The following is an 8,366-nucleotide window of genomic DNA, read 5'->3' on the forward strand; positions in this document are numbered from 1 at the left end:
AATTAAACTCGATCGAACCTCCCCTACAATAATCTTAATGATTATTCGATCGAACCTCCCCTACAATAATAAAAACACTAATTGTACATTGTTAATTGTTAATTGCTAATTGCATCATGCGCCCTCAACTGTTCATCGAAAAAATAATGCCCGTTAAACTCCTCAACGAGCAGGTATATTATGAACATGGTGGCAACCCCTTCAAAGGCTTACATCGATGGTATTCTCGCAAACCCTTATCCTTTTCCCGTGCCTCCGTATTGGCATCCCTCCTTCCTGCCGATATTACCATGGAAGAATTTTTATACATCATGGGGATATATAGCCAAGAAGAAATCGAATTTTGGGAAAAATCCAACAAAACCGAAGAAGAAAAAGATAAACTACGCAACATCAAAGAAATTCGTCTCTACAAACAACCTCCCACCCAAAAGCAAATCGCAAGACTAAAACAACATTGTCAAACCATCTGGGGAAATGATACCCCTAACATCATGGATGCCTTTGCAGGAGGAGGAAGCATCCCCTTTGAAGGTGTCAGATATGGCTTAAATGTCTTCGCATCTGATCTTAATCCAGTGGCTGTTATTACCATGAAAGCAGGGATGGAATATCCCCTCAAATTTGGTAAAGATTTGCAACAAGATATTGACAAATGGGTTAATTATGTGGCAAAAGAAGCCGAAACCAGACTAGCAGAATTTTTCCCCTCCTCTGTCATTGCGAGGCACGAAGCAATCCCCGATGTTGATGAGATTACTTCGGGGGAATTAAATCATCAAACACAAGATTTAAACCGCAAAAAAACCTCTCGTAATGACAATTTAAACGAAACGGAAACGGTACAAAACTACCTCTGGGCGCACACCGTCACCTGCCCTCATTGTCATTCTACCATCCCCCTCTCTCCTAATTGGTGGCTTTATAAACGTCCTGAAAAGCAAAATTTACATAAATGGTGTGCCGTTAAACCTATTCCTAATCCTCAAGAAAAACGGGTTGATTTTCAACTAATAAAAGGCAAAAAAGGCAAGGGGACTACAATTAACAGTGAACAATGTACAATTAACAATGAAAGTTCAATTAACAGTGAACAATGTACAATTAACAATGAAAGTTCAATTAACAGTGAACAATGTACAATTAACAATGAAGAATTAATAATTAATAATGAAAATTCAGAAGTAAAAAGTAATAATTCTGATAATGTCATTGCGAGGAAAACGAAGCAATCTCAAGTTATAGAATTTGATCCTAATGATTATAATACCATTGGGCGAGGGGTAGGAAAATGTTGTAATTGTGGCAATGTTATTGAAGATGATTATATAAAACAACAGGCACAAACAACGGGATTAGGACATCAATTATACGCCGTTGCTTTTAAACAAGGAAATGGAAGTTTAAAGTTTAGAATCCCTAATCAATTTGACTTAGATGGAGTCAAAAAAGCAGAGGAATTTTTAGAAAGTAAATATGACGAATATCGAACTAATCAATTAATACCAGAAGAAGAAAGATTTGATGGTTATTCTGATAGATGTATCGCTTATGGATTGTTGAAAAATTCTGATTATTTTAATCCTCGTCAATTATTAACCCTTGTGACTTATGTAGAAATAATTAACGATGCAAAAAGCAAAATTCAAGAAGCATACGAACCAGAAAAAGCCGAAGCAATTATAACTTATTTAGCTTTAGTGTTCGATCGATGTGTAGATAAAAATTGTCGATTAGCTCATTGGATTCCTGCTAGAATATCAGTTGCAGGTTGTTCAGGACAACACTCATTAAATTTATTTTGGAATTACCCAGAGTTTAATGGCTCTAAAAATTTATGGCAATCTTGTCAAAAAGAGGCTGCCGATGATTATTCCAAACTTTGCGACTATATAAAAGAAGAAAATAAAATAGATTTACCCCTATTTAAAAGTAATAATTCCATAGACATTAGACAGATAAACATGGAATCCGCCGATAGTTTATATCATATTCCCGACAAAAGTTTAGAAGCAATAATCACAGATCCACCCTATTACGGTACAATTCAATATGCCGAATTATCAGATTTTTTTTATGTGTGGTTAAAACGCACATTAGGAGATATATTTCCCAATCTTTTCTATCAAGAATTAACCGATAAAGATAGAGAAGCAGTGGCAAATCCTTCCCGTTTCCGTAATATGGGAGAGAGTGCTGATGTTTTAGCCAGTCGAGACTATGAAGGAAAGATGGCATCGGCATGGAATGAAGCCTATCGAGTTTTGAGAGATGACGGGGTTTTAACCGTACAATTTAACCATAAAGAATCGGGTGCTTGGGATGTATTGGCAAAAGCCTTAATCGATGCAGGATTTGAAATTACCGCCAGTTGGGCAGTTTCCACCGAAAACCCCCAAAACTTACATCAGGCAAAGAAAAACAGCGTTTCTAGCACCGTTATTTTAGTGTGTAGAAAAAGGGATATAAACGCCCCTCAAGCGTGGTGGGATGACTTGCGCCCCGAAGTTGCCAACCAAGTGGAAGCAAGGGCGGGTTATTTCGAGGATAATGATATAACGGGCATTGATTTATATTTAAGTGCCTTTGGAGTAGCCTTAAACGTCTTTTCCAAGTCTTACCCCATCCTCGACAATACGGGAAATGAAGTGCGCCCAGAGGTTGCCTTTGCCGAAGCCAGAAAAGCCATTGCTAGTTATCGTTTCCGTAAACTATTACAAACGGATACCGTTGGTTTTGATGCCTTAACCCAATGGTATTTATTAGCGTGGGATGCTTTTACCGCCCGTGAATTTCCCTTTGATGAGGCGCGACAATTAGCCTTAGCTATTGGTGGTTTTAACGTCAACGATTTAGGGAGAGAATATAAACTCATTGACTCCGCTAGTGGCACTTGTAAACTGTTAACCCCTCAACAACGATTGAAAAAACGGGCTTTCACCGTCAATCCTCAAGAGTTTAAGATGGATTACCTAATCGATGGTTTACACGCCTTAATCGCCATTTATGAGGAGGAGGGTAGCTTGGAGGCGGTGCGCCAATTCCTGAAGAAAACGGGGTTAAACGATAATGATTTACTCACTAAGGCGATGGAAATTGCTTTTAAGGTGATTCCCGATAGTATGAAGGAGAAACAGACGTTAATTAATCTATGGTTGGGTATTGATGAGATTAAGTCTAAGGTGCAGTATTTCCAGTTAACAATTAACAATGAATAATTAACAATGAATAATTAACAATGAATAATGAATAATTAGGGTTTGCTGAATAAGTCAGAAAACTATAAAAATTAAGGGATTAATCATACTACATTAACAAAAAAGTGCGCAGTTTTGAGTATTTTTAGTCAAAAAATCAACACTTTTAACTTGATTTTTAAGTTTTTTTTTGCAATTTTATGTGTTGCTCATAATTTAAAAACTTTGATTTTTCATTCTTTAACCTAATACCTAACACCTAAAACCTAACACCTATCCTCATCAAAATACTTTTTCAGCAACCCCTAATTATATCAGTTCGGAGATCGATAAGCTAAAACGCATTTAATTTGCATTTTTTACTAATTTTAAAAATGGCTACAACTGTTAATTATTGCCTCTTGCCTCTTACCTTTTGCCTTTCATAAAGTAAACATACAATTAATTTTGCCTACTCACTTACTATGAATGCACCAATAATAATAAAACCTCCACAACGATCGATAACCAGTAACTCAAAGGAATCATTGCCCGCAAAACAGATTTTGACTATAGATGATGCTATTGCTCATTATTCCAAACTATTAGAACTTGCACCACAATTGTTAGACATTTTGGCGTTTCAACGGTATGAGGTAGATAATCTGCAAAAGATGACGGCACAACAGAAGCTGGACTTGTTAGCGCATTTAATAGCAGTTAAAACCATTGCTGAACTAAATGAGCGCTTTAATAAATATCCACCAATCAACAAAGCACAAAAGAAATTAGCACTAAAATTAGGTTTTAATCCTGATTGGCTTACTATCCTTAAAAATAAGTTAGAAGGTGTTGAGATAACAACTATGAAAGATGTTACCAAAAACATTCTTGAATTGACTGAAAACCAGATAAATGGGAAAGTTGAGGGAAGTGTAAGTAATGCTTTGAGATATTTAGGGTATCGTAAAGGAAAGAGAACTATTGACGGTAAAAAAGTATCAGTATGGATAAAACCTACAGAGGAAATATCAACAGTTATAGAAGAAACATTAACAGAAAATCAAAATGAATAACACAGAACAAATAACCTTAAATGTATCAGTTAATTTACTATTGGAAAAACAATTAAAAGATGCTGTTAAATTAACGAATAAAACAGAAGAAGATTTAATTAGAGAAGCCTTAGAAATCTATTTGTCTCAAATAAATAAAACCCCAACTTGTTATGATTTAGCCCTTGAATCTGGGATTATTGGTGTCGCAAAAGATTTACCATCAGATTTAAGCACTAATCCAGATTATTTTCAAGGATTTGGACAATTATGAATAGAAAAATTATCATTGATAATATCACCGTGTAATGAATTACACGGCTAACAGATCACGTTCAATAAATTGAACTCTTGAATTGTTAATTGTACATTATACATTGTTAATTGATTAAAGTCGCTTTTAAATTAAGTCGCTCCACGGGATTGCGTTTAAAAGCATCAAAAATCATATTAAATTCTGCTCCATCGGGATTAATAGGATTAACAAAATCGATCGTTAAAGTTAAAGAAATATTTGCTTCAGTATTAGGAGCATTTAGTAAACTATTAAGGGTATTAAAAAAACTTTGAAAACTCTTAGTATCACCCTGAGACTCTAAACGAACAAACTGCCCTTGAGTTTGAATAGTAACGGTTTGATCAATATTTATTGACCATAATTGAGGACGATTTAATAAAGATAAAGTCGTGCCAAATTTCCGATAATCCATGGCTGTATTAACAGTTAAAATAAGACTAGAAATAGCTGTGATTTTATAGTCTAAACATTGGTCTTTAAGATAATTAAAAGTGATATTAACACTGCCGTCTTTAATAATTTCACTAGGTTTAATAGTTTCAAAAATATCGTCATTATTAACGGTATAATTACCTGATTTTTCCTTAACAGTTTGACTAAGTAAATCAATTTTTGTCTCTTGGGTAGCAGTTTCACCCCTACCATAGTCAACCATAACTTTAAATACCGTTAACCCCTCAATAGTGGTGGCATATTCATCACTAGGGCGAAAATCATCCCTGATTAAACCATTATCTTGGTATAAACTAACGGTTAAAGCTCCCTTGGCTTTCCAACGCACCCTGACTTCCTTTGTGTCTGAGTTGATAATTTGGGCGCTAAGTTGAATAACTTTTGGTTGAGGAGGCTGTAAAATACCCCGACGGTAAAGGATATATTTATCAGAAAACTCGATAATTTGGGGAAGATTCGTTAAAGGGGTGTCAGTTTTAATGTAGGTTGCTTTTACTCCTACTCTTTCAGAATTTGCCCTCACCCCTAACCCCTCTCCCACAGGAGAGGGGGATAACACTTCTAAATCCCAGACACCATCAATTAAACCTTGACGAATGGTATCTCTAAATAATGATACCTCCTGATCTAATAAAAATTTCAAACTCAAATCCTTGGCAAAGGTTTCCTTTAAGGCTTTAGTGGTAATAGAATCTAATCCTGCCGCCCATACTTTTTGCTGAATATAGGCAGGGGCGTAGGGTTTTAATGGTTCATCTGTACGGATTTTTTGACAATCTTTAAGGGCTTTTAAAATAATATCCTGTTGATTACTATTACCCTTGACTACACTAGAATCCTGTGCTGGTAAAACATAATGTTTTAATCCTTCTGGGGCTTTTACTTGGTCAAAATCTGGGTAAAATAGATGACGATAAGCATTAGTCAGGGCGATTCTGACATCTAACTCCCTTTTTCCACCTCGCTCTTTTAATTGTTTCCGTTGGGTTTCGGATAAGTCTTCTAACCTTGTTTGGGATTTGAGAATATTTTGGATGGCTTTATATTCCCTTGTAACTGAGATCGCCCTTTCCATCTCGGTTTTATTTGCCACTAGGAATAATAAACGGTTGCGATAAAGGCGAAAACGTCCAGACTCCCCCGTATTATTAAGGATACTAACCAGCAACGAGGGTGCAAATTCAGTGGATTGAGTGATGGTAACTTCATCAAAATCCATTAAACACAGTACAATATCATCCCCTCGATCGTCCACATCCCCAGGGCTATCAGGGGCGCTGATGACGGTAAAAAACTTTTTGGCAAAAATACTATCTCGACGGGTGCGTAATTCTTCTTTGGCTTCCCCTCGTCCAATTTGTTCCTTTTCTTCGGTGATAATTTTATTAATGGAGGGTTCTTCTTTAAATCGGGCTATAGTGGTAATCGGATCAATATCTAAATACCATGCTACTGTCTGTAAATTATTTAAAGCTCGATCGATAAAATTAATATCGATATTAGGGGTTAATAAAGATAAATTTAACTCTGCTTGACGAATCCCCGCACTAATACCATAAGTAAGGGAATGTAAAAAAATTGTCCTTGCTAAATAGGATGTCAAAGGGGGTTTACCAGCGATTAACCATTCTTCATCCTGTTGTTGGGCATAAGCCCTTCTACCAGTAGGATTATAAATGTCTGCATTAATAGCAGGGCGCATGGTGGAGCGTTGAATCTTCGATGTTAATTCATTAGTAATATCTTCTTCTTTGCCAATAGGTAAATGGTGGGTATGAATCAAAGAGAGATGATTTTCGGGATTATTATAATTTTGCCAGACATAACGTACTAATTGAGCTAATAATCTTAATGCCCCCCTTGTGCGTTGAAACTCCGCAATGGTGGCTATTTTTTTTGTTAGTAAATTAAATAATTCGGGGTGAAAGGGATAACTTTGTGAAATTGCCTCTGCGTAGGTGGCATCCTTACAACTATCAGGTAAATTAAGGGGAGAAGTTTTGAAGGATTGTAAATAAGCCGAAGCGATGATTTTCCCTGCTTCTAAATCCACCGAGTCAAAAAGGCGCTGTTTAACAATATTATAAATCTCTACATCGGTACTGGGAGTTAAAATCCTTTCCTGACGGGCAGAAGCACTAAGTAACTCTTTTAACTCATTGGTTTCATCGGCAAAAGTATCACTACTCGAAGCTAAAGAATAGACTAACACAAGGTTATTAGTTGCCGAAGCCAAATCCATTAAAGAGAATAAAAAGTTTACCACCTGTTTAGCGAGGTTACTATCTTCGACTTTTTTGCCCCTTGCCATACTCAAATAACGGGCAATTTCATCTAAAATAATCACGGTAGGTTTATCTTTGATTAAGACTTCCATTACCGAAGTGCCAGGGCTTAAAAAAGTGAGATCGCTTTTTTGTAATAATTGATAACCTTCCACACCGCCAATTTGATAAGCAATTTCCCCCCAAAGAGTATAAGTAGTAACTCCTGTATCTTGATGAATAACGCCATTCTGGGCATCTAAATCTCGTCCATCGATCGCCGCCACTTGTATAGCTTGAGTTGGTATAATATCTAAGTCAGTAAATCTGTCTAAACCCTGAATCTTGCGCCCAGATTTTGCAATATGCCAGATAGCGATTTCATCGTGAGTTTTACCACCGCCAAAACTGGTTTCTAAGCGTAAAATAGGCGAACCGCTTCCCTTGCCACTCAAACGGGTAAACACTTCTCGAATGAGAGTTTTTATACCATCGGTAGGAAAAGTATTGACAAAAAATAAATCGGGATTTTGATAAACTTGAGGAGCTTTTCCTTCTACCACTGATTTTAATTTAGCGGCAAAAAGGTCTAATTGTAAATCTCCTGACAAAATTTCTTGTCTGGGGGAGCAAGTTTGAAAAACGGATTTGAGCATTTTTGACCTTAAAATTAGTAGTGGTAGAAGCAGAAAGTAAACGTCATAGTTAACTATGAGTAGGTTTTATATAACAGAGTGAAGAAAGCTAGACTAGACATATTTTTACTGAGTTTTAAAATTTGGAGAGTTAATTTTACACGAATCGTTTAGGATTTTATCTGTCCCTTGTTTTCTAATCCCAAAGACATTCCAAGTAATTAGCATTTACCCATCCCGTTCTACCATTTATAGCTCGATTAGGTCCTTGAGTCACCGTAACATAATACCAAGGAAAATCACCCCGAATATATTTAACTAAGTTATCGTTATTTAACCCAGCGATCGATTCTCCCCCAGGACTTTTACGCAGGGCTAATTGTCCTGTTCTTATATTAGTTACTAAACAACCTGGATTTTTAACAGATTCAGAATAAGTTTCAAAACGGATTTGACTATGATGAATGTAACCCCTTCTTCCACAC

5 protein-coding genes are annotated in these 8,366 nt (G+C 36.2%); 3 read left to right on the forward strand and 2 right to left on the reverse strand.

Annotation, left to right across the window (positions count from 1 at the left end; translation table 11 throughout):
- The first annotated feature begins 146 nt into the window (after positions 1-146).
- The 3 genes from ACN4EE_RS07205 (at position 147) to ACN4EE_RS07215 (ending at position 4,505) form a co-directional block, all read left to right on the forward strand.
- Positions 147-3,218 carry a DUF1156 domain-containing protein gene (locus tag ACN4EE_RS07205; protein WP_431705740.1) on the forward strand — a complete coding sequence of 1,024 codons (3,072 nt, stop codon included), beginning with the start codon at positions 147-149 and terminating at the stop codon, positions 3,216-3,218.
- Positions 3,219-3,742: 524 nt separating this feature from the next.
- The gene (locus ACN4EE_RS07210) at positions 3,743-4,252 is read left to right on the forward strand and encodes a hypothetical protein (protein WP_431705741.1); all 510 of its coding nucleotides are present in this window, start codon (positions 3,743-3,745) and stop codon (positions 4,250-4,252) included.
- On the forward strand, positions 4,245-4,505 hold the full coding sequence (locus tag ACN4EE_RS07215) for a hypothetical protein (protein WP_431705742.1): 261 nt from the start codon (positions 4,245-4,247) through the stop codon (positions 4,503-4,505). The genes ACN4EE_RS07210 and ACN4EE_RS07215 overlap by 8 nt, the downstream gene beginning before the upstream one ends.
- Positions 4,506-4,611: 106 nt before the next feature.
- Here ACN4EE_RS07215 and ACN4EE_RS07220 read toward each other — a convergent pair whose 3' ends face one another.
- The gene (locus ACN4EE_RS07220; protein WP_431705743.1) at positions 4,612-7,902 is read right to left on the reverse strand and encodes an ATP-binding protein; all 3,291 of its coding nucleotides are present in this window, start codon (positions 7,900-7,902) and stop codon (positions 4,612-4,614) included.
- Between the two features lie 175 nt (positions 7,903-8,077).
- Positions 8,078-8,366 (reverse strand): SH3 domain-containing protein (locus tag ACN4EE_RS07225; RefSeq protein ID WP_458575030.1); only part of this gene is annotated, 289 nt, incomplete at its 5' end.

The organism is Geminocystis sp. CENA526, from assembly GCF_050753365.1.
In the GTDB taxonomy this organism is placed as follows: domain Bacteria; phylum Cyanobacteriota; class Cyanobacteriia; order Cyanobacteriales; family Cyanobacteriaceae; genus Geminocystis.

What these genes read in the sequence shown, in the direction of transcription:
- ACN4EE_RS07215 (WP_431705742.1), top strand. Translation starts at nt 4,245, where the DNA reads ATGAATAACACAGAACAAATAACCTTAAATGTATCAGTTAATTTACTA.
- ACN4EE_RS07220 (WP_431705743.1), bottom strand. Translation starts at nt 7,902, where the DNA reads ATGCTCAAATCCGTTTTTCAAACTTGCTCCCCCAGACAAGAAATTTTG.
- ACN4EE_RS07205 (WP_431705740.1), top strand. Translation starts at nt 147, where the DNA reads ATGCCCGTTAAACTCCTCAACGAGCAGGTATATTATGAACATGGTGGC.